21 protein-coding genes are annotated in these 25304 nt (G+C 40.2%); all 21 read left to right on the forward strand.

Going from position 1 to position 25304, the window contains the following annotated elements:
- The first annotated feature begins 2 nt into the window (after positions 1–2).
- Complete coding sequence (pyrH, locus tag KO561_RS09020; protein WP_231096771.1) at positions 3–725, forward strand: UMP kinase; 723 nt, start codon at positions 3–5, stop codon at positions 723–725.
- Between the two features lie 2 nt (positions 726–727).
- Positions 728–1285 (forward strand): ribosome recycling factor, encoded by a 558-nt coding sequence (frr, locus tag KO561_RS09025; protein ID WP_231096772.1) that lies wholly within the window; start codon positions 728–730, stop codon positions 1283–1285.
- 195 nt (positions 1286–1480) lie between these two features.
- Complete coding sequence (locus KO561_RS09030; RefSeq protein WP_231096773.1) at positions 1481–2257, forward strand: undecaprenyl pyrophosphate synthase; 777 nt, start codon at positions 1481–1483, stop codon at positions 2255–2257.
- A gap of 15 nt (positions 2258–2272) precedes the next feature.
- Positions 2273–3073 (forward strand): phosphatidate cytidylyltransferase, encoded by an 801-nt coding sequence (locus KO561_RS09035; RefSeq protein ID WP_231096774.1) that lies wholly within the window; start codon positions 2273–2275, stop codon positions 3071–3073.
- 27 nt (positions 3074–3100) lie between these two features.
- Positions 3101–4243 carry a 1-deoxy-D-xylulose-5-phosphate reductoisomerase gene (dxr, locus tag KO561_RS09040; RefSeq protein ID WP_231096775.1) on the forward strand — a complete coding sequence of 381 codons (1143 nt, stop codon included), beginning with the start codon at positions 3101–3103 and terminating at the stop codon, positions 4241–4243.
- Positions 4244–4317: 74 nt separating this feature from the next.
- Complete coding sequence (gene rseP, locus KO561_RS09045) at positions 4318–5580, forward strand: RIP metalloprotease RseP (protein ID WP_231096776.1); 1263 nt, start codon at positions 4318–4320, stop codon at positions 5578–5580.
- 14 nt (positions 5581–5594) lie between these two features.
- Positions 5595–7304 (forward strand): proline--tRNA ligase, encoded by a 1710-nt coding sequence (locus KO561_RS09050; protein ID WP_231096777.1) that lies wholly within the window; start codon positions 5595–5597, stop codon positions 7302–7304.
- A gap of 140 nt (positions 7305–7444) precedes the next feature.
- Positions 7445–11734, forward strand: coding sequence for a PolC-type DNA polymerase III (locus KO561_RS09055; RefSeq protein WP_231096778.1), 4290 nt, complete (start codon positions 7445–7447; stop codon positions 11732–11734).
- A 358-nt stretch (positions 11735–12092) separates the two neighbouring features.
- Positions 12093–12566 (forward strand): ribosome maturation factor RimP, encoded by a 474-nt coding sequence (gene rimP, locus KO561_RS09060; RefSeq protein WP_231096779.1) that lies wholly within the window; start codon positions 12093–12095, stop codon positions 12564–12566.
- Between the two features lie 13 nt (positions 12567–12579).
- Entirely contained in the window at positions 12580–13686 is a 1107-nt protein-coding gene (nusA, locus tag KO561_RS09065; protein WP_231096780.1) for a transcription termination factor NusA, read from the forward strand.
- A gap of 12 nt (positions 13687–13698) precedes the next feature.
- A complete protein-coding gene (gene rnpM / locus KO561_RS09070) occupies positions 13699–13977 on the forward strand; it encodes an RNase P modulator RnpM (protein ID WP_231096781.1) in 279 nt (92 codons plus the stop codon).
- Entirely contained in the window at positions 13970–14287 is a 318-nt protein-coding gene (locus KO561_RS09075) for a YlxQ family RNA-binding protein (protein WP_231096782.1), read from the forward strand. Before rnpM ends, KO561_RS09075 begins: the two co-directional genes overlap by 8 nt.
- 4 nt (positions 14288–14291) lie before the next feature.
- Positions 14292–16436, forward strand: coding sequence for a translation initiation factor IF-2 (gene infB / locus KO561_RS09080; RefSeq protein ID WP_231096783.1), 2145 nt, complete (start codon positions 14292–14294; stop codon positions 16434–16436).
- Positions 16433–16711 (forward strand): DUF503 domain-containing protein, encoded by a 279-nt coding sequence (locus KO561_RS09085; RefSeq protein ID WP_231096784.1) that lies wholly within the window; start codon positions 16433–16435, stop codon positions 16709–16711. The genes infB and KO561_RS09085 overlap by 4 nt, the downstream gene beginning before the upstream one ends.
- 70 nt (positions 16712–16781) lie before the next feature.
- Positions 16782–17132, forward strand: a complete 351-nt coding sequence (gene rbfA, locus KO561_RS09090; RefSeq protein ID WP_231096785.1) for a 30S ribosome-binding factor RbfA — start codon at positions 16782–16784, stop codon at positions 17130–17132.
- Positions 17133–17209: 77 nt separating this feature from the next.
- Positions 17210–18130 (forward strand): tRNA pseudouridine(55) synthase TruB, encoded by a 921-nt coding sequence (truB, locus tag KO561_RS09095; RefSeq protein ID WP_231096786.1) that lies wholly within the window; start codon positions 17210–17212, stop codon positions 18128–18130.
- A gap of 8 nt (positions 18131–18138) precedes the next feature.
- Entirely contained in the window at positions 18139–19080 is a 942-nt protein-coding gene (locus tag KO561_RS09100; protein WP_231096787.1) for a bifunctional riboflavin kinase/FAD synthetase, read from the forward strand.
- Positions 19081–19363: 283 nt separating this feature from the next.
- Complete coding sequence (gene rpsO, locus KO561_RS09105; RefSeq protein ID WP_231096788.1) at positions 19364–19633, forward strand: 30S ribosomal protein S15; 270 nt, start codon at positions 19364–19366, stop codon at positions 19631–19633.
- 157 nt (positions 19634–19790) lie between these two features.
- Positions 19791–21911 (forward strand): polyribonucleotide nucleotidyltransferase, encoded by a 2121-nt coding sequence (gene pnp / locus KO561_RS09110; RefSeq protein WP_231096789.1) that lies wholly within the window; start codon positions 19791–19793, stop codon positions 21909–21911.
- Between the two features lie 1174 nt (positions 21912–23085).
- Positions 23086–24042 carry a polysaccharide deacetylase family protein gene (locus KO561_RS09115; protein ID WP_231096790.1) on the forward strand — a complete coding sequence of 319 codons (957 nt, stop codon included), beginning with the start codon at positions 23086–23088 and terminating at the stop codon, positions 24040–24042.
- A 31-nt stretch (positions 24043–24073) separates the two neighbouring features.
- Positions 24074–25291: a M16 family metallopeptidase gene (locus KO561_RS09120; RefSeq protein WP_231096791.1), complete on the forward strand. Its 1218-nt coding sequence runs from the start codon at positions 24074–24076 to the stop codon at positions 25289–25291.
- Positions 25292–25304 lie beyond the last annotated feature (13 nt).

Raw genomic sequence — 25304 nt, forward strand, 5'->3', positions numbered from 1 at the left:
ATATGACAACAGCTCGCTACCGTAGGATTGTGTTAAAATTAAGTGGAGAGGCATTGAGTGGGGAACAAGGATATGGGATTGAACCGAAAGTCATTCAGTCTATTGCTGCTCAAGTAAAAGAAGTTGCGGAACTTGGGGTAGAAGTGGCCGTTGTCGTAGGCGGCGGAAACATTTGGCGTGGAAAAGTCGGAAGTGAGATGGGGATGGATCGTGCCAACGCGGATTACATGGGTATGCTGGCAACGATTATGAATTCTTTAGCACTACAAGATAGTTTAGAAAATCTAGGTATTCCGACGCGCGTACAAACCTCTATTGAAATGCGACAAGTAGCAGAACCTTATATTAGAAGAAAAGCGATCCGACATTTAGAAAAGAAACGTGTTGTCATCTTTGCCGCGGGTACAGGGAATCCTTACTTCTCTACAGATACAACAGCTGCCTTACGTGCCGCAGAGATTGAAGCAGAAGTAATCTTAATGGCTAAAAATAACGTGGATGGTGTGTACACAGCGGATCCAAAACTAGTTAAAGATGCGAAAAAATATGAGGAGCTCTCCTATCTCGAAATTTTAAATGAAGGGTTAGCTGTTATGGATTCAACCGCATCATCTTTATGCATGGATAATAATATTCCACTTCTGGTGTTTTCTATCACAGAAGAGGGTAATATAAAAAGAGCAGTATTAGGTGACAAAATAGGAACGATTATAAGGGGGAAATAAACATGTCAGATGCAGTGATTAATGAAACACAACAAAAAATGAAACAAGCTGTGCAAGCATTTTCTAAGCAACTTGCTACGGTAAGAGCTGGAAGAGCAAATCCTTCTTTATTGGATAGTGTGTACGTAGATTATTACGGTGCATCTACACCACTAAATCAATTGGCGACTATTTCTACTCCAGAAGCAAGATTATTAGTCATTACACCATTTGATAAATCATCTATTTCAGAGATTGAAAAGGCGATTCAAAAAGCAGACTTAGGACTTTCACCATCTAGTGATGGGAACATCATTCGCATTAACATTCCAGCTCTTACCGAAGAACGTAGAAAAGAGCTCGTAAAAGTGGTTGGGAAATATGCAGAGGAAGCAAAAGTGCAGATTCGTAACATTCGTCGTGATTCCAATGACGCGTTGAAAAAAGCGGAGAAAAATGGCGACCTAACGGAAGATGAGCTTCGTGGCTACCAAGACGATGTACAAAAGCAAACGGATAAGCATATTGATGAAATCGATGAGCTAGTAAAACAAAAAGAGAAAGAAATGATGGAAGTATAATTCATTCTCTGATGAACAACGAGAAACCCTCTTGAGGAAAGAGGGTTTTTCCGTTATATCGTTTCTTAGGATAGGTTACAATGGAAGATGACAACTAAGGATGAAAAAGTGTCTCTTTATCATACAATGGAAAAGGTATATACTTACAGGAGTAATATGATTTAAGCCTTTTCGAGAATACTGGAGGAACGAGTTATGCAAATTAAGCTTCCATTTATGAGAAAGACTAAAAGGGCCACAGAGCAGCTAGATAAAGGAATAGAGTTGGACCTTCATACCATTCCTGAGCATGTAGCAATTATTATGGATGGGAATGGAAGATGGGCGAAGGAAAGAGGTTTGCCGAGGATCGCTGGACATAAAGAAGGAATGTCCAATGTTCGGAAAGTGGTTGCATCGGCCTCAAAACATGGTATTAAAATTCTTACATTATACGCCTTTTCAACGGAGAACTGGAACCGTCCGAAAACAGAAGTTGAGTTTATAATGAAGCTTCCTATGGAATTTTTAAATACATATTTACCAGAACTAGTGGAAGAAAATGTTCAAGTTCAAACAATTGGGGATTTTGATGGATTACCATCTCATACAAAAAAAGCCATCCAAGAGGCGAAAGACCAGACAAGGGGTAATAATGGTTTAATCTTGAATATTGCTTTAAACTATGGGAGTAGGCATGAAATTATCCGTGCGATACATTCGATTGTGCAAGATGTTCAGAATTCGGAAATTTCGATAGATGATATCAATGAAGAGTTATATAGTTCCTACCTATACACAAACGGTATGATAGATCCAGATCTATTAATTCGAACAAGCGGTGAGCAAAGGTTGAGTAACTTCTTACTGTGGCAATCAGCTTATACAGAATTCTGGTTTACAGAAAAATATTGGCCAGATTTTGATGAACAATTACTAAAACAAGCCCTCCTAGACTTTCAAAATAGAAAGAGAAGATATGGAGGAATTTAAGGTGATGAAAGAAGCATGAAACAACGCATTATAACGGCAGTAATCGCAATCTTATTATTCTTTCCTATCGTTATTTATGGAAAATGGCCTTTTCAGGTTCTCATTTATATAATCGCAACAATAGGACTGCTAGAATTACTGAAAATGAGAAAAACAACAAGTTATCCGATTCCTTCTATTATCTCCATTGCATTGTTATGGGTTTTATTAATCCCGGATTCTTACATTGAACAAATAAGTGACAATCCGTTTACGAAATCGGAGTTTATGCTGTTTTTTGTTTTATTATTATTAGGTTACACTGTTCTAGTAAAGAACAAGTTTACGTTTGAAGATGCTGGATTTCTAGTGTTATCCGCTGTCTATGTTGGTTTAGGTTTTTATTATTTTATGGAGGCAAGCAAGGATCTCGCCATTGTTTTCTACGCAATCTTAGTTATCCTTGCTACCGACACAGGAGCATACTTTTTTGGACGAGCCTTTGGAAAGCGGAAGCTCTGGCCAGAAATTAGTCCGAATAAAACGATTGAAGGTGCCGTTGGTGGGATTATCCTAGCATGTGCAGTTGCTTTAATCTTTCAAATATTCGTTCCGATTCTTTCCTCGGTTATTGTTCTATTATTTGTGACGATTTTAGCATCCATAGTTGGGCAAATTGGAGATTTAGTAGAATCGGCATTTAAGCGATATTATGACGTGAAAGATTCCGGGAACATCTTGCCAGGACATGGTGGAATTCTAGACCGGTTCGATAGCTGGATTTTCGTTTTCCCATTGTTACATTTTATTCAGCATTTTATTACGTTTTTAACATAGGATGGAATAGATATAGGAGAGTGTCACATGAAGAAAATTGCTATACTCGGTGCAACAGGTTCTGTAGGTTTACAGACGTTTGATGTTGTACGAGCACACCCTGAGTTATTTCAAGTACATGCAATGGCATTTGGTCGGAATGTCGATATCGCGATCCCATTAATTAGGGAGTTCTCTCCTAAACGAGTAGTCGTACAAGATGTAGAAACAAAAAAGGCAGTTCAGCAACAAATATCGAATATGGACGTTCTTGTAGGCAATGCTGGTATGGTGGAAGTTAGCGTCGACAGGGAGACAGATGTCGTGGTGAACGCTGTATTAGGTAGTGTAGGATTAGAAGCAACACTCGCTGCCATTCGTGCCGAAAAGCAAATCGCATTTGCTAACAAGGAAACGTTAGTAACAGCAGGGCACCTTGTCATGGAGGAAGCGAAAAAGTATGATGTTACTTTACTGCCTGTGGATAGTGAGCATTCCGCAATCTTCCAAGCTCTAAATGGGGAACAGAAATCGGATGTACATAAGCTTATCCTTACCGGGTCTGGTGGGAGCTTTCGCGATTTATCAAGAGATCAGCTTGCAGATGTTTCCATCGAGGATGCCTTAAAGCATCCGAATTGGAGTATGGGAGCTAAAATTACAATCGATTCTGCAACCATGATGAATAAAGGGTTGGAAGTCATTGAAGCACATTGGTTATTTGATACACCTTATGAAGATATTGATGTGATTCTCCATAAGGAAAGTGTCATCCATTCCATGGTGGAGTTTAAAGATAATAGTGTCATTGCACAGCTGGGTACCCCAGATATGCGAGGTCCCATTCAATACGCTTTGACGTATCCGTCGAGACAAGCACTTCCCACACCAAAATCGTTAAACCTAATGGAGATGGGAAAGCTTCACTTCCAAGAAATGAGTTTTGAACGATTTCCATGCTTAAAAATGGCTTATGAAGCTGGAAAAGCTGGGGGAACCATGACAACAGTTTTAAATGCTGCTAATGAAGTAGCGGTAGCATTATTCTTACAGAAAAAAATTTCGTTTCTAGATATTGAACGATTTATTGAAGAAGCCTTACAACATCATAATGTCATTGCTCACCCAGATCTAGAGACAATCTTAGCAGTTGATGTTGAAACGAGAGCGCGAGTGACAGAGAAAGTATAGACATGGCATTGTAAGTAGACATAACCCAATGCTTACAACCTATTGCCAACAGTTGAAAAGGAAGGTGCTATCTTTTGAATACCATCATCGCATTTATATTAATGTTCGGCTTGCTTGTGTTTGTGCATGAGTTTGGCCACTATTATTTTGCAAAACGTGCTGGCATGCTTGTTCGAGAATTTGCCATTGGTTTTGGTCCGAAAATCTTTTCTTTCGTAAAAAATGAAACGTTATATACGATTCGACTCATTCCAGCTGGTGGTTATGTACGAGTTGCGGGGGAAGATCCAGAGATTATTGACTTAAAGCCTGGCCAACATGTTGGTTTGGAATTTAATGCAGATGGAAAAGTAAACAAAATTATTATCAACCATAAAGCAAAGCACCCACAAGCTCGAGTCATTGAAATCGATAAAGCAGATCTAGATCATCGTTTAATGATAGAAGGGTTCGATATTGATGAAGAAGAAAGATTGCTTTTTGAAGTAGATGAAAAAGCGTTCTTCGTCATGGATGAACAAGAAACACAAATTGCGCCATATAATCGCCAATTTGCATCAAAGACTATCCCACAACGTGCCATGCAGCTTTTTGCTGGTCCAATGATGAATTTTCTTCTCTCGATCGTGATCTTCTTCATTCTTGGATTTGCACAAGGTATCCCAACTGAAGAAGCACTTGTAGGAAATGTACAAGAAGACAGTCCGGCAGAAGAAGCAGGCTTCCAAGCTGGGGATGAAGTGCTACAAATTGACGGCAATGCTATTGATTCATGGGAAGAGTTTCAAAAAATCGTTCAAGGAAGTCCGGAGAAGGAACTTACCATGTCAGTAAGTCGAGACGGGGAACAAGTGGAATTGGCCGTAGTTCCAGCTGCTATTGAAGGACAGAATCAAAAAATTGGCCAAATTGGTATTCAAGTCGCTTTAGAACGTTCAGTTCTGAAGTCGATTCCATATAGCTTGGAGCAAACCTATGAATGGTCTAAGCTTATTCTCGGTAACGTTATAAAACTGATTACAGGACAATTCTCTATTGATGCGCTATCTGGTCCAGTAGGAATTTATGATGCGACGGATAGAGTAGTACAAACTGGATTCATGAATTTCTTGATGTGGACAGCAGCATTAAGTGTGAACCTAGGTATTATTAATTTGCTTCCATTACCAGCTTTAGACGGTGGTCGCTTGTTGTTTATTGGTATCGAAGCGGTTAGAGGAAAACCGATGGATCCGCAAAAAGAAGGGATCGTCCACTTTATCGGATTTGCTCTATTAATTCTATTAATGCTAGTTGTAACCTGGAACGATATTCAGCGAATCTTTTTTCAAGGCTAAATGAGGTGAAATAAATGAGACAATCACAAACGCTAATCCCAACACTAAAAGAAGTACCAGCAGATGCGGACATAAAAAGCCATCAATTGCTTTTAAGAGCTGGTTTCATTAGACAAACAGCTTCCGGTATTTATAGTTTTCTACCTTTAGGGAAACGAGTTTTGAAAAAGGTAGAGGAAATTGTGAGAGAAGAAATGGATCGTATTGGAGCAAACGAGATGTTCATGCCGGCCATGCAGCCAGCAGAGCTTTGGAAAGAAACAGGTCGTTGGAACAACTTTGGACCAGAGCTTATGCGCATGCATGATCGACATGAACGTGAATTCGCTTTAGGTGCGACTCATGAAGAAGTAATCACGAGCATCATCCGAGATGAAATCAAAAGCTATAAACGTTTGCCGTTATCGGTTTACCAAATTCAAACAAAATTCCGTGATGAAAAACGACCGAGATTTGGACTGCTCCGCGGGCGTGAATTTGTCATGAAAGATGCTTATTCCTTCCATGACTCATTTGAAAGCTTGGATGAAACGTACCAAAAAATGTACGGAGCTTATAAAAAAATCTTTTCTAGATGTGGATTAAATTTCCGTGCTGTCATTGCGGATTCTGGTTCCATGGGTGGAAAGGATACACATGAATTTATGGTCCTATCAGAAGTTGGGGAGGATATCATTGCATACTCCGACCAATCAGACTATGCTGCTAATATTGAAATGGCTCCGGTTGTTACGACCTATTCTATACCAGATGTAGAACCTAAAGAGCTAGAGCTTGTCGAAACCCCTGGGCAAAAAACGATGCAAGAAGTAGCGGACTATCTTGGTCATAATTTAGAACAAGGATTAAAGGCAATTATGTTCAAAGTAGATGATCAGCTTGTGCTAGTCGTTACACGGGGTGACCATGAGGTAAATGATATTAAATTGAAAAACCTTTACAATGCGAGTGTTGTAGAACTAGCTTCAGAGGCAGAAACTCGTCAGTTATTGGGAGCTGGGTTTGGTTCTTTAGGTCCAGTAGGTATCGACGATAAGGTTGAAGTTGTTGCAGATACCGCAGTGGAGTTTGTTCGTAATGTTTCCTGTGGAGGAAATAAAGATGGCTATCACTATATAAACGTGAATCCAGGAAAAGATTTTGAAGTGAAGGAATACGCCGACCTTCGATTTATTAAAGAAGGGGATCCATCTCCTGATGGTCAAGGTTCTATTCAATTTGCAAAAGGGATTGAAGTTGGTCATGTGTTCAAATTAGGAACATTATATGCAGAACGTATGAACGCGACGTTCTTAAATGATCAAGGAAAAGCAAATCCTATGGTAATGGGCTGTTATGGCATTGGTGTCTCTAGAACTGTAGCGGCGATAGTGGAACAATTCCATGATGAGAATGGAATGATGTGGCCATCTTCCGTCGCACCTTATCAAGTGCACCTACTTGTTCTAAATAGTAAAAATGAAGAGCAAGCAAATCTTGGAGATCAGCTTTACGAAGAGCTTTTGCAAGCTGGTGTAGAAGTCTTATATGATGATCGGAAAGAACGTGCTGGTGTGAAATTTGTAGATAGTGATCTTATCGGCATACCGAATCGAATTACGGTCGGGAAGAGAGCGGCAGAAGGAATCGTAGAGTTTAAACAAAGAGCAGATGATGGGAAAGAGGAGCTCACATTGGAACAGCTTCGTGACAAGCTTTCGTCTGTAATGCAAAAGATTAATTAAAAATCTATAAAAAACCCTTGTCGAATATTGATGACAAGGATTTTAACAAGTAGTAAAATGGGAGAAGGACATGTATAAAACGATGTCCTTCTTTTTTTCATGCAAGTTTGGAATGACTGGATACGGGGAGGAACTTATAAATGGAGATATCCAGCACAGAAAAAATGAATGTATTACTGAAGCAACTTGAAATACCAGAAGATATGGTGCAAACCCATTTTACGGATAGCTATCTTGCTAAAGTAGAAGTTTATAAAAATATTAAAAAGTGGCACTTTCATATACACTTGACGAAAGTATTACCACCCTCTGTTTATCGTCTTTTTATAGCGAAACTGCAACAATCTTTTGCTTCCATAGCAACTGTGGATTGGACGCTGTATCCAAAGGATAACCAGCTATCGGACGAAGATGTTATTTCCTATTGGCAGGAGTTCTTGCAATCAACAGAACTATCGCCTGCTTACCGCGATTTAATATTGAATCAAACGCCAAGTATTACAGGAAACAAGCTTGGGTTAACCGCACGAAATGAAGCAGAGTCCTCTGCTTTAAGAAAACGATTGGATCCTACGTTTAAAGGGTTTTGTACCCAAGCAGGGGTGGGGCCGTATTTACTATCTGTAGAAGTGCATGAAGAACCAAATGCACTAGAGAAATTTCGAGAGCAAAAGGCTATCGAGGATCAAATGCTTGTGCAAAAAGCAGTTAAAGATAAAGAACAAAGAGCGAAACAGAAAGCAGAATCAGGTCCATCAGGTCCAGTAACGATTGGGTACAACATTCAGGACGACATTACTCCGATGAAAGAAATCGTGGAAGAAGAGCGTCGTATGGCGGTTCAAGGATATGTGTTTGATGTGGATGTACGTGCTTTGCGGTCAGGTCGACACTTATTAATTGTGAAAGCAACGGACTACACAGATTCATTCCAAATCAAGATGTTTTCTAAGGGAGATCAAGACCAGGAAAGCTTTAAACAAATCCAAAAAGGAATGTGGTTAAAAGCGAGAGGAAGTATTCAAACGGATAACTTCACCAATGAGCTTACGATGATGGCCACAGACATAAATGAAATAAAAGGGGAAACAAGGATAGACAAAGCTCCAGAAGGGGAAAAACGTGTAGAATTGCATGCTCATACGACGATGAGCCAAATGGATGCGGTTGTATCTGCTTCCAAGTTAATCGGACAAGCTAAAGCATGGGGACATCCTGCGATTGCGATTACCGACCATGCTGTTGCTCAATCCTTCCCTGAAGCCTATGCTGCCGGGAAGAAGCATGGAGTTAAAATTTTATATGGTGTAGAAGCAAATCTGGTGGATGATGGTGTACCTATTGCCTATAACGATAAGGATGTTGAATTGGACTCAGCTACGTACGTTGTATTTGACGTAGAGACAACGGGTTTGTCGGCTGTATATGACACGATTATTGAGCTAGCTGCGGTAAAGGTTCATAATGGAGAAATCGTGGATCGATTCGAATCCTTTGCAAATCCGCACCATCCATTATCTCAAACGACAATTGATTTAACAGGAATTACGGATGATATGGTAAAGGATGCACCAGAGGTGGAAGAAGTATTAAAAGATTTCCGTGAGTGGATGGGTGAAGACATTTTAGTTGCCCACAACGCAAGTTTTGACATGGGATTCTTAAATGCCGGTTTTAAGAAAATTGGATTCCCGGAAGCCTCCAACCCAGTTATTGATACATTAGAGCTTGCTAGATTCTTGTTTCCGAACCTAAAGAATCACCGACTAAACACCTTGTGTAAGCATTTAGATATTGAACTAACGCAACATCACCGAGCAATTTATGATGCAGAAGCAACTGGTTATTTGCTGTGGAAATTGGTGAAACAATCTTTAGAAAAAGAAATTGTAAACCATAACCAATTTAACAACCATATGGGAGAAGGCAATGCGTACCAACGTTCTCGTCCCTATCACTGCACGTTGTTGGCACAAAATGAAGTTGGTTTGAAAAACCTTTACAAACTCGTCTCACTATCACATGTGGATTACTTCTATCGTGTACCTCGTATCCCGAGATCCAAGCTTCAGCAATTTCGTGAAGGAATTCTGGTTGGATCGGGCTGTGATAAAGGGGAAGTCTTCGAAACGATGATGCAAAAGTCTAAAGAAGAAGCGGAGAAAGTAGCTGGATTCTATGACTATTTGGAAATTCAACCACCTTCTAACTACTATCATCTGATTGAAAAAGAGCTCGTCCAAAATGAGGCGCAAATCTTTGATATTTTAAAGAAAATTGCTGATCTAGGTGAGCAGTTAGAGAAGAAAACGGTAGCGACGGGAAATGCGCACTATTTAGATGAACATGATAAAGTGTACCGTCAAATTTTGATTTCATCCCAAAATGGTAATCCGTTAAGTAGACAAACATTGCCGGATGTTCATTTCCGTACTACTGATGACATGCTTGAATGTTTTTCCTTCCTTGGATCAGAGAAGGCAAAAGAAGTGGTTGTTACGAATACGAATTGGGTTGCCGATCAAATAGAAGAGATTTCCCCAGTCAAAGAAGATTTGTACACACCTAATATCGATGGAGCTGAGGATGAAATTCGTGAGTTAAGCTATAACATGGCTAAAGACATTTATGGTGAAGACTTACCGGAAATTGTAGAGAAACGAATTGAAAAAGAGTTAGCTAGTATTATAGGGCACGGATTTGCTGTTATTTACTTGATCTCTCATAAATTAGTGAAAAAGTCACTAGATGATGGATATCTAGTAGGATCGCGGGGATCTGTTGGATCTTCTTTGATTGCGACTCTAACTGAAATCACCGAAGTGAACCCATTACCGCCACACTATGTGTGTAAATCCTGTAAATATCATGAATTTTTTAACGATGGATCGGTAGGTAGTGGATTTGATCTAGAAGACAAGGACTGTCCAAACTGTGGAAGCAGCTTGAAAAAAGATGGTCAGGATATTCCGTTCGAAACGTTCCTTGGATTTAAAGGGGATAAAGTTCCGGATATTGATTTGAACTTCTCAGGTGAATATCAACCAAGAGCTCACAACTATACAAAAGTTTTGTTTGGGGAAGACAATGTATATCGTGCTGGTACAATCGGTACGGTTGCTGAAAAGACTGCCTATGGATATGTCAAAGGATACGCAGGGGACCATCAATTACAAGTGAAAAGTGCGGAAATCGATCGACTTGTACAAGGATGTACGGGTGTAAAACGAACAACCGGGCAGCACCCTGGGGGAATAATTGTTGTTCCCGATGATAAGGAAATCTATGATTTTACTCCAATTCAATTTCCAGCAGATGATCGAAATTCGGAATGGAAGACGACACACTTTGATTTCCACTCCATTCACGATAACCTGTTAAAACTGGATATTCTTGGACACGATGATCCGACCGTAATTAGAATGCTTCAAGATTTAAGTGGGATTGATCCAAAGACAATTCCGACTGATGATAAAGAAACGATGAAAATTTTCTCGGGAACGGAATCGCTAGGCGTTACTCCTGAACAAATTCTGTGTAAAACTGGTACATTAGGAGTTCCAGAATTTGGTACAAGGTTTGTTCGACAAATGCTGGAGGATACGGGCCCGAAAACATTTGCTGAGCTTGTTATCATTTCTGGTCTCTCTCACGGTACGGATGTTTGGTTAGGAAATGCGCAGGAACTAATCAACCAAGGAATTTGTGGACTTCCAGACGTTATTGGATGTCGGGATGATATCATGGTCTATTTGATGCACAAAGGACTCGATGCTTCGCTAGCCTTTAAAATTATGGAATTTGTTCGTAAAGGGAAAGGACTTCAAGACGAATGGATTGAAGAAATGAAAAAGCATGATGTACCAGATTGGTATATTGATTCCTGTAAAAAAATCAAGTATATGTTCCCGAAAGCACACGCAGCAGCTTATGTATTAATGGCTGTACGAATTGCTTACTTTAAAGTGCATTACCCAATCTTTTTCTACGCAGCGTACTTTTCTGTACGTGCCGATGACTTTGATCTAGATGTTATGGTCAAAGGAACCCCAGCTATTCGAAAAAGAATCGAGGAAATACAATCAAAAGGAAATGATGCTTCTCCGAAGGAAAAGAACTTATTAACGGTGTTAGAAATCTCTCTCGAAATGAATGAACGTGGTTTCTCTTTCCAGAAAGTAGACTTATATAAATCTAGTGCTACCGATTTTATTGTGGATGGAGATACACTTATTCCGCCGTTCAATGCAGTCGATGGTTTAGGAACAAACGCGGCCTTAAACATTGTGAAAGCGAGAGAAGAAGGAGAATTTCTTTCCAAAGAGGACTTGCGAGAAAGAAGCAAGATCTCTAAAACCGTCTTGGAATATTTAGATCAACACGGATGTTTAGAAGGAATGGCCGATGCCAATCAGCTCTCTCTTTTTTAATGAAAGGGCCCAAGATGGGGGCGTTCTTGCATTAAATTTCTAAATATGGTATATTCGTAGAGGTAGTAATGATACGTTTGAAAGAAAGAGTGGGCAAACCCCACTCTTTCTTGCATACTTATTTCTTTTTGCACCGTTAGTGGAGTAACCCTGAAAAGTCATATGGTTGCTTTCAAATCCCTTGCCTCCTGGCAAGGGATTTATACTGAAAAGAAACTGGATAATAGAAGATGATCAAAAGTCCAGTACACTTATGCGTAATTGAATTTCCAATTTACGAGCAAACTATCCATATCAACTATTCAGGGAGACTAGGACACATTCTAGGAGATCATGGTTCATTAAAGGAGGGATTAGGTTGAGTGCAAAAGTAACAGAAATCACAGAAGAATTAGTTCAACCCATCTTAACAGATTTGAAATTAGACCTTGTGGACATCGAGTTTGAAAAAGAAGGGAAAAATTGGTTTCTTCGTATATTTGTAGACAAACCAGGTGGCGTGGACATCGAAGAATGTGGCCAAGTATCGGAGAGATTGAGTGAAAAGCTCGATACAGCAGATCCAGTAACCGTCCCTTACTTTTTAGAGGTCTCATCACCAGGTGCTGAACGTCCTTTAAAAACGGTAGAAGATATTAAGAAAAACCTAGAGAAAAATGTCCATGTGAAGCTTTATGAGAAAATGGATGGAGAAAAAGAATTTGAAGGGATATTGAAATCCTGCGAAGAGGATGTCATTACATTAGAAATTAGAATCAAAAGTCGTAAGAAAGAAATCCAGTTACCATACGAGAAAATAGCAAAAATACGACTGGCGGTTACTTTTAATTAAAGGGGGATAAAACGTGAGCAGTGAGCTTTTTGATGCTATACATTTTTTAGAAAAGGAAAAGGGAATCAACAAAGATGTGCTCATGGAAGCGCTAGAGGCTGCCTTGATATCTGCTTACAAAAAGAACTTTAAGTCTGCAACGAATGTCCGTGTAGATTTAAATGAAGAAACAGGAAGTATGCATGTATTTGCTAGAAAAGAAATTGTGGAGGAAGTGTTTGATCCACAGCAAGAGCTTTCCCTAGAGGAAGCGAAGTCTATTAGCCCAACGTATGAAATCGGAGATGTCGTGGAGCTAGAAGTAACGCCAAAAGACTTTGGTCGTATTGCAGCACAAGCAGCGAAACAAGTGGTGACACAGCGTGTTCGTGAAGCAGAACGTGGTGTTATCTTTAGCGAGTATATAGATCGCGAAGAAGATGTAATGACAGGAATTATTCAACGTAAAGATCCACGGTTTGTGTATGTAAACTTAGGCAAAATTGAAGCCCGTCTTCCAGAAGGAGAACAAATTCCTACGGAACAGTATGAAGTGCATGACCGTATTAAGGTGTTTGTAACGAAAGTAGAGAATACAAATAAAGGTCCACAAATTTTTATTTCTCGAACACACCCGGGTTTATTAAAGAGATTATTCGAAATGGAAGTTCCAGAAATTTATGATGGAACGGTTGAAATCCGTTCCGTTGCTCGAGAAGCTGGAGATCGTTCTAAGATTTCTGTTTATGCCGCTGATCCAGAGGTGGATCCGGTAGGGTCTTGTGTTGGTCAACGAGGTCAACGCGTTCAAACGATAGTAAATGAGCTAAATGGGGAAAAAATAGACATTGTTGAATGGTCAGAAGACCCGATTGTCTACGTATCTAATGCGCTCAGTCCTTCTAAAGTTGTCGATGTACTCGTCAACGAGGAAGCCAAAGCAACAACTGTTATTGTTCCGGATTATCAATTATCCCTAGCAATCGGGAAGCGTGGACAAAATGCACGTCTAGCTGCTAAGCTAACTGGATGGAAAATTGATATTAAGAGTGAATCGGAAGCTCGTGAAGAAGGCATTTTGTCTGAATCCACAGGGGATTCCGAATCTTATTCTGAAATGGATGAAGATCTTTTCGAATAGGAGGTTCGTTTCATGGCAGGTCCGAGAAAAGTACCATTAAGAAAATGTGTTGTGACACAGGAAATGAAGCCAAAAAAAGAACTAATTCGGATTGTTCGTAATAAAGAAGGCGAAGTCTTTGTCGATCCAACAGGTAAGAAGAATGGAAGAGGTGCATACATCTCTAAGAATTTGGAAACCGTTGAAAGCGCAAAGAAAACGGGGATTCTTAAACGTCATTTGAATGCAGAAGTGCCAGACACTATTTATGAACAATTATTACTGGTTATAGAAGGTAAGAAAATTGAGTAAAGATTATCTGAACTTATTAGGGCTCGCTTATCGTGCGAAGAAGTGTACGTTGGGAGAGGAGTCTATCATTCGTGATATTCAGAGAAATAAGGCGAAGTTAGTGCTCTTGGCCAGTGATATCGGGCAACAAACCAGGAAAAAAATTACGGACAAATGTACGTATTATAAGATTCCTTGGCAAGTTGTAGATGATCGTGATACGTTATCTCATGCCTTAGGGAAGTCCTCAGGTAGAGTGGCGGTCGCTATATTAGATCAAGGGTTCGCCAATAAGTTAACATCGTTACTCGATGAATCTATTCGGGGGTGAACGTATGAGTAAAATGCGCGTATATGAATATGCCAAAGAAGTTAATGCATCAAGCAAACAAATTATAAATAAATTGAAAGAGTTGAATGTGGAAGTTACGAACCACATGTCTACGATTTCCGATCATACGAAAGTAGAGTTGGATAAGGTGTTTAATCCGCCTAAAGGGGCAAATAAACCTCAATCGGAAAAAGCTGCGAAAGCTCCAGCAAACGATAGTAAAAAGGATAAGAAACCGGCAGCTAAACAACAACCTAACAAACCAAATCCAAATAATAAGGCTTCAAACAATCAAAAGCCTAAAGGGAAAAATAATAAGAATCGTAACAAAGGGAATCAGCAAGGACATAATCAAGGGAAGAAAGAAGCAACACAGAACCAAAAAGCCCAAGAAACACCAGAGAAGATTACGTATTCCGATACGTTAACCGTGGATGAACTTGCACAAAAGCTAAACAAAGAAGCGACTGAATTAATTAAAAAGCTTATGTTCCTTGGTGTTATGGCTACGAAAAACCAGGATTTAGATGAAGCTTCTGTTGAATTAATTTGTGAGGAATATGGAGTAGAAGTCGAGAAGGTTGTCGAGCTAGACGAGATGGACCTTGATAACTTCAAAGAAGAAGATAAAGTAGAAGACTTAGAGGAACGTCCAGCTGTCGTAACCATTATGGGTCACGTTGACCATGGTAAAACGACACTCCTTGACTCCATTCGAAACACAAAAGTTACCGAAGGAGAAGCTGGCGGAATTACACAGCACATCGGGGCTTATCAAATCGAGGAAAAAGGCAAAAGAATTACGTTCCTAGATACTCCAGGACACGCCGCTTTTACAAGTATGCGTTCACGTGGAGCTCAAGTTACAGATATCGCGATTCTAGTCGTTGCTGCTGATGATGGAGTCATGCCACAAACAATTGAAGCCATTAACCACGCAAAAGCTGCGGAGGTACCGATTATCATTGCGGTGAACAAAATGGATAAAGAGGGCGCCAATCCGGACCGTGTCATGCAAGAACTTACTGAGCATGGACTTGTACCGGAAGATTGGGGCGGAGAAACCATCTTCGTTCAGCTATCTGCTATTAAACGCGAAGGAATTGATGATTTGTTAGAAATGATTCTACTTGTATCCGAAGTAGAAGAATTAAAAGCAAATCCGAATCGGAATGCTACAGGTACAGTAATTGAAGCCCAATTAGATAAAGGTCGAGGCTCTGTAGCCACGTTACTCGTGCAAAACGGTACGCTTCATGTAGGGGATCCAATTGTTGTTGGAAACACCTTTGGTAGAGTCCGTGCGATGGTGAACGATTTAGGTCGTCGAGTGAAAACAGCAGGACCTTCTACTCCAGTTGAGGTTACGGGATTAAACGAAGTACCTCATGCCGGAGATCAATTCATCGTATTCGATGACGAGAAGAAAGCACGACAAGTTGGGGAAGCCCGTCAGCAAAAGCAAATCGTGGCAAACCGTAGCGATAAGGTAAAAGTAAGCCTTGATGACTTGTTTGAACAAATCAAACAAGGTGAAGTGAAGGACATTAATTTAATCGTTAAAGCGGACGTTCAAGGTTCCGTAGAAGCGATGGCGTCTTCCTTAGAAAAAATTGAAGTAGAAGGTGTGAAAGTACGGATCATTCACACAGGCGTTGGTGCGATCACGGAATCAGATATTATTTTAGCCTCCGCTTCAAATGCCATTGTGATCGGATTTAACGTACGACCAGACGTTAATGCGAAAAAAGCCGCTGAGTCCGAGAAAGTAGACGTTCGACTACACCGGGTTATCTATAAAGTGATTGAAGAAATCGAATCTGCTATGAAAGGGATGCTTGACCCTGAGTTTGAAGAGAAAGTTATCGGGCAAGCGGAAGTTCGTGAAATTTTCAAAGTTTCACGCATCGGTACCATTGCTGGTTCTTATGTAACCGAAGGTAAAATTACACGTGAATCCGGAGTACGTGTCATCCGTGATGGCATTGTGATCTACGAAGGTGAAATTGATACACTAAAACGTTTCAAGGATGACGTGAAAGAAGTTGCACAAGGATACGAATGTGGTATTACTGTAGAAAAGTTTAACGATATCAAAGAAGGCGACGTATTCGAAGCATACGTCATGGAAGAAATCAAACGAGTATGATTGCCTATGCAGAGGTAGAGTGTCACATTTATGACACTCAATCCTTGAAACAAAAACGATCTGTCTTAAAGCGGATAATAGCAAGGCTGAAAAATGACTATAATATAGCTGTAAGCGAAATGGACCACCAAGACCTTTGGCAACGTACAGGTCTTGGTTTGGTCACTATTTCTTCGGACCGAGTCACGGCAGAGCGCACCATACAGCAAGCACTTGCCTTGATTGATTCCTTTCCGGAAATAGAGAGAGCGACGACAAATGTTGAATGGCTTTAGCAGATAGCGATACAATAAGGGTATCGATTTTCTGCAAGCATTCCCTCATGATAGAGAGAGGTGATCGTTTATGAGCGATTTGCGTGCAAGTCGAGTTGGAGAGCAGATGAAAAAAGAGCTTGGAGATATTATCGGTCGTAAGATTAAGGATCCAAGAGTCGGATTCGTTACCGTAACGGACGTAGAAGTCTCCGGGGATCTCCAACAGGCTAAAGTGTTTATCTCTGTTTTAGGTGAGAGCAAGCAAAAACAAGATACACTTGTAGGACTAGCAAAAGCAAAAGGGTTTATCCGATCCGAAATTGGAAAAAGGATTCGCCTTCGTAAAACACCAGAATTAATATTTGAGTTTGACGAAGCGATTGAACAAGGAAATCGTATTGAGCATATCCTGCGCGAGTTAAACGACAATAAGGAATAGGAAATACTAGATAAAACCCTTGTCCCAATTGTAACAAGGGTTTTATCTATGTCATTTTTTGTAGGAGGAACTTTTCAATGGATGGAATTTTGCCGTTATGGAAGCCTAAAGGCTGGACATCACATGATTGCGTCATGAAAGTCCGTAGACTTTTCAAGACTAAAAAAGTAGGTCATACCGGAACACTAGATCCGGATGTGGAGGGTGTTCTACCTATTTGTATCGGTCGAGCTACTAAGATTGTTCCATTTCTAACCGACACAACGAAAACGTACCAAGCAGAATTATTACTTGGATATTCTACAGAGACAGAAGATAGTTCTGGTACAATAATCGAGAAAAAAGAGTTATCAAAGCCAGTATCGGATGAAGAGATAGCTCAAACCTTATCCTCCTTTATAGGAGAAATTGCACAAATCCCTCCCATGTATTCAGCGGTGAAAGTAAATGGGAAAAAGCTTTACGAATATGCGAGGGAAGGGAAAACCATCGAGCGTCCTGTTAGACATGTACAGATCTTTGACATAAAGTATAAAAGGGAACATACTTCCTTTGATGAAACAGAACACATCCAACGTATTTCTTTGGAAGTCATTTGCTCGAAAGGGACGTACATTCGTACCCTCTGTGTAGATATCGGAAAAGCTCATGGGTTTCCGGCACATATGTCTCACTTAATTCGAACCGCAACAGGTTCCTTTTCCGAACAGGATACATTTACGCTAGAACAATGTGAACAAGAAATCACAGCAGGAAGAAGAGAGTATTTGTTAGCTCCCATCCAAAAAGGGGTGGACCATTTACCTGTCTTGGAAATAAAGGAACATGAAGTAGGAAAGGTGTTAACCGGACAAAAGTTGAAAAGGCCGGAACAGATACAAGACAATCAGCCTTTTCGTGTCGAGCACAAGGGAGAATTATTAGCCATTTATCATATCCACCCAGAAAAGCGGGAAGAAATAAAACCTGTACGTGTCTTAAAACAGGATGAAAAGTAGGTGAAACCATGAAGACCGTAAGATTGTCTTATGCACAAACATTAGAACTCAATGCGTGTCCAGAAACAGTTGCAGCCATCGGTTTTTTCGATGGCATTCATAAGGGCCACCAAAAATTGATTCATACCGCTGTACATACAGCAAAAGAAAAAGGGATGAAGAGTGCCGTCATTACGTTTTATCCACACCCCAAAGTCATTTTAAAGAAAGATACACAAGCCGTACGTTATTTGACACCTGTTGAGGAGAAAGAAGCGATATTGGCAGAGTTAGACGTGGACTATTTATATATTATTGATTTTACAAAAGAGCTTTCCCAATTATCGCCACAGGGTTTTATTGATCATTTTATAAAAGGGCTCAACATCCAACATCTAGTAGCAGGCTTTGACTTCAGTTACGGACATATGGGCAAAGGCTCCATGGAAACTATGGAAGAGCATGCAGCCGGGGCTTTTACCTACAACGTGATTGAAAAAGTCGAACAAGATGGTGACAAGATTAGCTCGACGAGAATTCGGCATCTATTAGCAGAAGGAAAAGTAGAAGAAGCGAATGATCTTCTTGGAAGACCTTTAATAGCACGAGGAGTCGTAGTAGATGGGGAAAGAAGAGGGCGTCAGCTCGGTTTTCCAACAGCAAATATTAATGTTTCGGATGAATATTTACTACCTAAAACGGGGGTCTATGCAGTAACTGTTCTACATAACGGAAAAAGAGTAAAGGGAATGGCAAGCCTTGGCTACAATCCAACTTTTGATACCGTTCATGAGAAACCTCGGATAGAAGTTCACATTTTTGATTTTAATCAAGAGATTTATGGGCAAGAATTAGGAATAGAGTGGCGATTTTTTCTTCGCGAAGAAGAAAAGTATGATCATATCGACGATTTAATCGCGCAAATTCACAACGATGAGGAAGTAAGTAGGAAGCTTCTATCATCCACCTAATAGTGCGTGTTCAAAAAGGACCGATTCGGCGACATACTCCTTTGCTACACCGAGAAATCTTGCATCTTTGAAAACTAGAAGAAACAGGTGTACCGGTTTTGAGAAGCAAGGAAACGCAGAAGTTAAAAGCGATTTTACAGCACTCTTTGTACAACATCTAGTAGAAAAACTTGCTTTTTTTCATAAAAAGAGTTAATCTGAAATACGGAAACCTACTCTTGGCAATACGAAACTCCGACGATTGCTAGGGGATAGGGGATTATCAAAATAGGAGGTGAACAGGATGGCACTTACACAAGAGCGTAAGAACGAGATTATCAATGAGTACAAAACACACGATAATGACACTGGTTCTCCAGAAGTTCAAATCGCTGTCCTAACTGAAGAGATTACTAGCTTAAACGAGCATCTACGTGTTCACAAGAAAGATCACCACTCTCGTCGTGGTCTTTTGAAAATGGTAGGGAAACGTCGTAACTTGTTAAACTACCTACGTAATAAAGACGTAACACGTTATCGCGAGTTAATTCAAAAACTTGGCTTACGTCGTTAAGTTTTGTAAGAAAAGCGGGATTATTCCCGCTTTTTCTATACGTAAAATTATACATAGCTCTCTTACAAGTTGGTAGCATAGAAGGTTGTAATTTTCACCTTTTAGTACAACCTACTGTCAGAGCACTTAATTTTGATTGAGAGGAGTACTAAACAATATGGCAGAAGACAAGAAAATATTCTCCACGGAAATTTCCGGAAAGCCTTTTTCCGTTGAAATTGGAGAGCTTGCAAAACAGGCTAATGGAGCTTGTATGGTGCAATATGGAGACACCTCCGTATTAGCAACTGCAACGGGTTCTAAAGAACCGAAAGACTTGCCTTTCTTCCCCCTAACTGTGAACTATGAAGAACGTTTGTACGCAGTAGGGAAGATACCAGGTGGATTCATTAAGAGAGAAGGTCGACCAAGTGAAAAAGCCGTTTTGACCTCTCGTCTAATTGACCGTCCGATTCGCCCGCTGTTCCCTGACGGGTATCGTAATGATGTCCAAGTAATCAGTACCGTAATGAGTGTGGATCAGGATTGTTCATCAGTGATTGCCGCAATGGTAGGGTCTTCACTAGCACTAGGAATTTCTGACATTCCATTTGGTGGTCCAATTGCTGGTGTAATCGTAGGAAGAATAGATGGGGAGTTCATCGTTAACCCTTCTATTGATGAAGAGGAAAAGAGTGATCTTCACTTAACCGTTGCTGGAACAAAAGATGCGATTAACATGGTAGAAGCCGGTGCAGAGGAAGTTCCAGAAGAAATCATGTTAGAAGCCATCATGTTCGGTCATGAAGAAATCAAGCGATTAGTGGCATTCCAAGAGGAAGTAATCGCTGCTGTTGGAAAAGAAAAAATGGAAGTGAAGCTTTTCGAACTAGATGAAGAACTTCTACAAGAAGTAAAAGCGAAAGCAGAATCTAGTTTAATCCAAGCAATTCAAGTTCAAGAAAAGCACGCAAGAGAAGAAGCGATTAATCTTGCGAAACAAGCGATTGTTGAACAATATGAAGAACATGAAGCAGAAGAAGATACGCTCAAGCAAGTGAAAGCGATTCTTGACAAAATGGTCAAAGAAGAAGTTCGTCGTTTAATTACCAAAGAAAAAATTCGACCAGATGGACGTAAGATTGATGAAATCCGCCCATTATCTTCACGTATTGGTGCATTACCTAGAACACACGGTTCTGGTCTATTCACTCGTGGTCAAACCCAAGCTCTAAGTGTTTGTACGTTAGGTGCGCTAGGAGATGTTCAAATATTAGATGGGTTGGACTTAGAAGAATCAAAGCGCTTCATGCACCATTATAACTTCCCTTCCTTTAGTGTGGGTGAAACTGGACCAATTAGAGGACCGGGACGTCGTGAAATTGGACATGGTGCACTTGGTGAGCGTGCTTTAGAGGTAGTGATTCCTTCTGAAAAAGAATTCCCGTACACCATTCGACTTGTGTCTGAAGTACTAGAATCAAATGGATCTACTTCTCAAGCTAGTATTTGTGCAAGTACGTTAGCGATGATGGATGCTGGTGTTCCAATCAAAGCTCCAGTAGCAGGTATCGCGATGGGACTTGTCAAATCAGGTGAAGATTATACAATTCTTACTGATATTCAAGGTATGGAAGACTTCCTAGGAGACATGGATTTCAAAGTAGCTGGAACAGAAAAAGGTGTTACAGCCCTTCAAATGGATATTAAAATTGAAGGATTATCTAGAGAAATTCTAGAAGAAGCCTTAACTCAAGCGAAAAAAGGTCGTATGGAAATTCTTAAGCATATGCTTGAGACAATTGGTGCACCGAAAGAAGAGCTTTCCAAATATGCTCCTAAGATTCTTACCATGCACATTAAACCAGATAAAATTCGTGATGTTATTGGACCAAGTGGAAAACAGATCAATAAAATCATCGAAGATACTGGTGTTAAAATTGACATCGAGCAAGACGGAACAGTCTTTATTTCTTCCACAGAAATGGAAATGAACAAGAAAGCTCAAAAAATCATCGAGGATATCGTTCGTGAAGTAGAAGTTGGCGAAATGTACCTCGGTACTGTGAAACGCATTGAGAAATTCGGTGCCTTTGTTGAATTGTTCAAAGGAAAAGAAGGACTTGTTCATATTTCGGAAATGGCAGAAGAAAGAATCAATAAAGTCGAAGACGTTGTAAAACTCGGAGACAAGATCATGGTTAAGGTAAAAGAGATTGATAACCAAGGTCGTGTAAATCTTTCTCGTAAAGCTGTTTTGAAAGAGGAAAAAGAAAAAGCAGAAAAAGCTAAATCGTAACAAAAAGCAAGAAGCTGGCATGCCAGTTTCTTTTTTATTTTGTCCGTGATTCAAAAGGTTGTTTTTCCAAGTATTGAACTTTAACTAGAAAGTTGATATAAAATGCGACATTACGAAATAATAAAACTTAATACAAAACCATCGGTTTAGTGACTGCGCGGTGTGTGTACGATGCTGATTTCCGTTGCGGGTAATCGCTTTCCGCGGGCACGGTCTCAGCCAGGCCACTACATCGAATAATCATCTTCGTAGCCTTGCACCGAGGAAGCTTACTTCAAAGCGTTACTAGAAGACGCAGGTGCATCTTTCGGGGGCTTCACCTCGTGCTGTTCCCACAGGACAAGGAAATTTTCTTAGAATAGACATCGCACGAAGAAAATTGGGCTTTATTTTCGAGGAGTCGATTACCCTCCACTCCAATCATCATGCCGTAAGTAGCTGACAAAGAAAGTTTCGAGGTATAAAGTAACTTTTAATAATATTATAAGTAAGTGAATCTTATTAGCTTATTATAGTTATCAGACTTATAATTTTTGAATAGGGTTTCCAATTATTTAGAGGATTAATTAGCTGCTCCCGGCTACAAAGTTTACCAAATTAGAAAGTAGTAACTTAGCGTAGGCAGAATACGGAGACTCCTCGAAAATAAAAATCCATTTTCTTCGTGCGATGTAATGCTGCCGAAGCACTTCTTGTCCTACGGGAACAGCACGAGGTGAAAGCCCCGCAGGAAGTGAACTGTGCAAGCGAGGAGGGGGATGTCCCTGCGTCTACTAGTGTTGCTTCGAAGTAGGCTTCCTCGGGACAAGGCAGCGAAGAAGTAAACTCGCAGTAGTCGCCTGGCCGTGCCCGTGGAAAGCGGAGTGTTCTGCCGAAGCGTGGCATCAAGCTTCACTTTTCATTCTTTTAATAAATTTTTAATCAGAGTTACGTCGCGGCCTATATAAATAGTAACAAAGTATGCGGAAGTTTCTGATTTTAATAAGATCTGATCCGAAGTAAGGAGTGCAATAGGAAATACTTTTGTTTTCCTCAGTCAACCTAGTCTCCGTATCATAAATTAAGATAAGAAAAGATAAATTGGACTAATTTCATACCCGCAATCACGATTCCATCATTCTTCGTTCTACCTTGTCCTTCCGTATCATATCGTAAAAACGAGGAGGGAACGAAGATGAACCGTTGGAATCGTTTTTTTATACAATTATTAACTTTTTTGATTATTGTAGCGATTGGTTATCAGGTTGAACCGAATCCATTTGCCTTAAATGACTTATCGAACATAGATCAGGCAATACCTGTGAGCGAAAATGACACGCTCATGCAAACGATTAAAGAAAAACGGAAAGAATATGAAAAGGCACCAGAAAATGCCCAAATCCATGAAGTTTGGAAAAAGACGCCTGGACGAAACGGCTTAAAAGTGAACGTGGAGAAATCCTATAAGAAGATGAAAGAAGAGGGGAAGTTTGATGAATCCCTCCTTGTATATGACCAAGTAAAGCCAGAAGTCACGTTAGAGGATTTGCCGCCATCCCCAATATACCGAGGGCATCCTGAAAAGCAGATGGTATCGTTATTAATAAATGTTGCATGGGGTGAGGATAATATTCCAAGTATCCTGAATACGTTGAAAAAGCAAAAAGTAAAAGCCACCTTTTTTATTGAAGGAAAGTGGGCGTCCAAAAATTCGGATCTCGTAAAGATGATCCGGGAAGAGGGTCACCTTATTGGAAATCACGCTTACGACCATCCGGATATGAGTCGCTTAAGTGGTGCTGAAAATCGCGAACAAATTGTGAAGACAAACGAAATATTAGAAGGCATTTTAGGAAAAAGACCGCTGTGGTTTGCGCCACCGAGTGGGAGCATGAATAAAGAGGTTGTCAAAATCGCAGCAGAGGAAGGGATGGAAACTATCCTTTGGACGGTAGATACAGTTGATTGGAAGAAGCCTACGACAGAAGTTATGGTTAATCGGGTGATGGGCAAACTACATCCTGGTGCTATGATTCTCATGCACCCAACGGATGTCATAGAAAGAGGGTTAGAAGACTTAATTTTGAATATTAAAGAGAAAAAGTATAAACTAGGTACTGTTGAACGATTACTAAGTGAGAAGAGATTTTAATCTGCGTGCTTATTAAGTAGGAGGAAATAGTTTGCTACAAAGACATACTTGTCAAAATGGATTAAGAATTGTTCAAGAACACATTCCAGCTGTACGCTCTGTGACGATTGGCGTATGGGTATTAACTGGTTCAAGGAATGAAGCAGCTCCCATAAATGGAATCTCTCATTTTATCGAGCATATGTTTTTTAAAGGAACGAAAAAACGAACCGCTCTTGACATTGCCGAAGCATTTGATGCGATTGGAGGACAGGTGAATGCATTCACCTCCAAAGAGTATACGTGCTATTATGCAAAGGTCTTAGATACGCATAAGGAATTTGCTTTGGAAGTTTTAGCGGATATGTTTTTTCATTCCACATTTGATTCCGAAGAAATGGAACGTGAAAAGAAAGTAGTGTTAGAAGAAATAAAAATGGCAGAAGACACACCAGACGATATTGTTCATGATCTACTTTCCCAAGCTTCCTATGGAAAACATCCTTTAGGCTACCCGATATTGGGCTCACAAGAAACACTACAGTCCTTTCAAGCCGACGACTTACGATCTTACATAGATGATCGATATCGACCTGATAATGTCGTTATTTCCGTTGCTGGTAATGTTGACGCAAGCTTCTTAGAAAAAATTGAAAGCTATTTTGGTAATTATGAAGGGGTCGATAGTCAAAAAGAACTGGAGAGTCCTGCCTTTTTGACGAATCAAATCGTACGCAAGAAAGAGACCGAACAAGCCCACCTATGCTTAGGGTACAACGGATTACCACTCGCGCATGAGAATATGTATAGTCTTATTGTGATGAACAATGTGTTAGGTGGGAGTATGAGCTCTCGCTTGTTCCAAGAAATTCGCGAGAAAAAAGGGTTAGCATACTCGGTGTTTTCTTACCATAGTACGTTTGTGGATAGCGGTCTTCTAACCATATATGCAGGAACAGGGAATGAACAACTACCGCTTCTTAGAGAGACAATTGATGAGACAATAGCCAACTTCATACAGAACGGCTTAACGGAGAAAGAGCTAAGAAATAGTAAAGAACAGCTTAAAGGTAGCTTAATGCTTAGCCTAGAGAGTACGAATAGTAGAATGAGTCGAAACGGAAAAAATGAATTGATTTTAGGACGTCATCGCACGTTAGATGAAATGATTGAGGAAATAGATGCGGTGACCATGGAAAGTACGAATCAAATCATCCAAGACGTCTTTTCTCAGCCTTTTTCAAGTGCGTTAGTTTCTTCCAACGCATAAATTCTTAAAGCAC

Source organism: Radiobacillus kanasensis (assembly GCF_021049245.1).
Classification (GTDB): domain Bacteria; phylum Bacillota; class Bacilli; order Bacillales; family Amphibacillaceae; genus Radiobacillus; species Radiobacillus kanasensis.

What these genes read in the sequence shown, in the direction of transcription:
- pyrH (WP_231096771.1), top strand. Translation starts at nt 3, where the DNA reads ATGACAACAGCTCGCTACCGTAGGATTGTGTTAAAATTAAGTGGAGAG.
- frr (WP_231096772.1), top strand. Translation starts at nt 728, where the DNA reads ATGTCAGATGCAGTGATTAATGAAACACAACAAAAAATGAAACAAGCT.
- KO561_RS09030 (WP_231096773.1), top strand. Translation starts at nt 1,481, where the DNA reads ATGCAAATTAAGCTTCCATTTATGAGAAAGACTAAAAGGGCCACAGAG.
- KO561_RS09035 (WP_231096774.1), top strand. Translation starts at nt 2,273, where the DNA reads ATGAAACAACGCATTATAACGGCAGTAATCGCAATCTTATTATTCTTT.
- dxr (WP_231096775.1), top strand. Translation starts at nt 3,101, where the DNA reads ATGAAGAAAATTGCTATACTCGGTGCAACAGGTTCTGTAGGTTTACAG.
- KO561_RS09050 (WP_231096777.1), top strand. Translation starts at nt 5,595, where the DNA reads ATGAGACAATCACAAACGCTAATCCCAACACTAAAAGAAGTACCAGCA.
- KO561_RS09055 (WP_231096778.1), top strand. Translation starts at nt 7,445, where the DNA reads ATGGAGATATCCAGCACAGAAAAAATGAATGTATTACTGAAGCAACTT.
- rnpM (WP_231096781.1), top strand. Translation starts at nt 13,699, where the DNA reads ATGGCAGGTCCGAGAAAAGTACCATTAAGAAAATGTGTTGTGACACAG.
- infB (WP_231096783.1), top strand. Translation starts at nt 14,292, where the DNA reads ATGAGTAAAATGCGCGTATATGAATATGCCAAAGAAGTTAATGCATCA.
- KO561_RS09085 (WP_231096784.1), top strand. Translation starts at nt 16,433, where the DNA reads ATGATTGCCTATGCAGAGGTAGAGTGTCACATTTATGACACTCAATCC.
- rbfA (WP_231096785.1), top strand. Translation starts at nt 16,782, where the DNA reads ATGAGCGATTTGCGTGCAAGTCGAGTTGGAGAGCAGATGAAAAAAGAG.
- truB (WP_231096786.1), top strand. Translation starts at nt 17,210, where the DNA reads ATGGATGGAATTTTGCCGTTATGGAAGCCTAAAGGCTGGACATCACAT.
- KO561_RS09100 (WP_231096787.1), top strand. Translation starts at nt 18,139, where the DNA reads ATGAAGACCGTAAGATTGTCTTATGCACAAACATTAGAACTCAATGCG.
- rpsO (WP_231096788.1), top strand. Translation starts at nt 19,364, where the DNA reads ATGGCACTTACACAAGAGCGTAAGAACGAGATTATCAATGAGTACAAA.
- pnp (WP_231096789.1), top strand. Translation starts at nt 19,791, where the DNA reads ATGGCAGAAGACAAGAAAATATTCTCCACGGAAATTTCCGGAAAGCCT.
- KO561_RS09115 (WP_231096790.1), top strand. Translation starts at nt 23,086, where the DNA reads ATGAACCGTTGGAATCGTTTTTTTATACAATTATTAACTTTTTTGATT.